Annotated in this window: 2 protein-coding genes; both read right to left on the reverse strand. The window is 64.0% G+C overall.

What is annotated here, in order from left to right:
• Window positions 1–1,230: TRAP transporter large permease subunit (locus tag HLUSI_RS0104050; RefSeq protein ID WP_029363103.1), on the reverse strand; the 1,230-nt coding region annotated here is incomplete at its 3' end.
• Between the two features lie 12 nt (window positions 1,231–1,242).
• On the reverse strand, window positions 1,243–2,052 hold an 810-nt coding region (locus tag HLUSI_RS0104055; RefSeq protein ID WP_029363104.1), incomplete at its 5' end, for a TRAP transporter substrate-binding protein.

The raw sequence follows: 2,052 nt of genomic DNA on the forward strand, positions 1-2,052 counted from the left end.
CACGCCGATGGTGGCGCGCTTCACATCCGGCATCGGTTCGCGACGGGCGCGGAACCAGCAGACGATACCGATCGCGATCGTGGCGATCACGGCAGGCATCAGGCCGCCGATGAACAAGGCGGTGATCGACACGCTGCACACCGCGCCGATGGTGATCAGCACCAGGCTCGGCGGAATCGTTTCGGTCATGGCGCCGGAGGACGACAGCAAGGCCACCAGTTCTTCCGGCTTGGAGCCGCGCTTCTTCATTTCCGGGAACAGCGCCGGCGCAATCGCCGCCATGTCGGCCGCCTTGGAGCCGGAGATGCCCGAGACCAGGAACATCGCGCCCAGCAGCACGTATTGCAAGCCGCCGCGTACGTGGCCCAGCAGCGCGGCCATGAAGTCGATCAGGGTCTTGGCCAGGCCCGACATCTCCAACAGCGAACCGAGCAGCACGAACAGCGGCACCGACAACAGGATCAGGCTGGACATGCCCTCATCCATGCGGCTGACCACGATCATCAGCGGCGCCGTGGTGGCCAGCGCCAGGTAGGCCATGGTGGCGGTGCCAAAGGCAAAGGCAATCGGAATGCCACCGGCCACGCACACGCCGATGAGCAGCACGAAGAAGACGATCAGGTTGTAGTTGCCCATGCCCAGCAGCATGGGCTTGGCCAGCCACAGCGCACCGCCGATCACGGCCACCACGGCGAGGGCCGACAGCAGCAGGCGCATGGTCGTCATCGCGGCCATGCGCGAGACCGCCGCCAGCAGCATCAGGATGGCGCCCACCGGCAAGGCGGCGGCGCGCAGACCATCGGGGATTTCCAATGCAGGTGTCGTGATCGCCATCTGCTCCGACGCATGGTCGACCGCGGGATGGATGATCATCAGGACAAAGATGCAGACGATCAGGGCGGCGACGGTTTCCAGCCAGACGCGCCATTTGTCGGAGAGCTTGTTGACGATGGCGGTCAGGCGCATGTGTTCGCCCCGGTCCAGCGCCAATACCGCGCCCAGCATCGACAGCCAGATGAACAGCGTCGAGGCCAGCTCGTCCGACCAGATCAGCGGGTCGTGCAAGGCATAGCGGTAGATCACGCCGGCCAGCAGCACGCCGGTTTCCACCACCACCAGCGCCGCAGCAACCGCGGCGACAACGTGCATGACGCCGCGATTGACGCCCGCCAGCAGACGCGCCAGCGGGTTGGTCGGCGCCGATGCAGAAGGCAGTCTCACTTCGGTCATCGCCGCGTCCATTTATGCCAACTTCCCGGTGTATTTCTCCAACAGCGCCCACGCCTCGGGACCGAACTTCTTGTGCCACTCGGTGTAGAAACCGGAAGCGCGCAGCTTGGTGCGGAAGGCCTCGTTGTCGGTGTCGTTGAACTGCATGCCCTTGCCCTTCATGTCGGCCACCAGCGATTCATTCAAGGCCTTGACGTCGACACGTTGCTTGAGACCTGCTTCGTTGACGTTGCGCATAACGATCTCTTGCAGATCCTTCGGCAGGCGTTCGAACGACTTCTTGTTGGCCAGGAACCAGAAACCATCCCACATGTGGTTGGTCATCGAGCAGTACTTCTGCACTTCGTACAGCTTGGCGGTCGAGATGATCGCCATCGGATTCTCCTGGCCTTCGACGATCTTGGTCTGCAGCGCGGAATACACTTCGGCGAAGTTGATGCTGGCCGGCGCCGCATCGAAGGCGCGGAACATCGACGTCCACAGCGGGCTCGGCGGCACGCGCAGCTTCATGCCCTTGAAGTCCTCGGGCCTGGTGATCGGACGCGTGCTGGTGGTCACCTGGCGATAGCCGTTGTCCCAGCAGCGCTCGAACGCGAACAGCGACGTCGTCGCGGCGATCTGCTTGCGCACATAGGCGCCGAGGTCGCCGTCCATCGCGGCCCACACCTGGTTGTAATCCTTGAAGGCGAAGCCGACGCCGCTGATCTGGCCGGCCGACACCAGCGTGCCGAGCACTTCCGGCGAGATGGTGAAGAAGTCGATGGCCCCGGCGCGCACCTGCGACAGCATGTCCGCCACTCGGTGTAGAAACCGGAAGCGCGC

It is taken from the genome of Herbaspirillum lusitanum P6-12 (assembly GCF_000256565.1).
GTDB lineage: Bacteria > Pseudomonadota > Gammaproteobacteria > Burkholderiales > Burkholderiaceae_D > Herbaspirillum > Herbaspirillum lusitanum.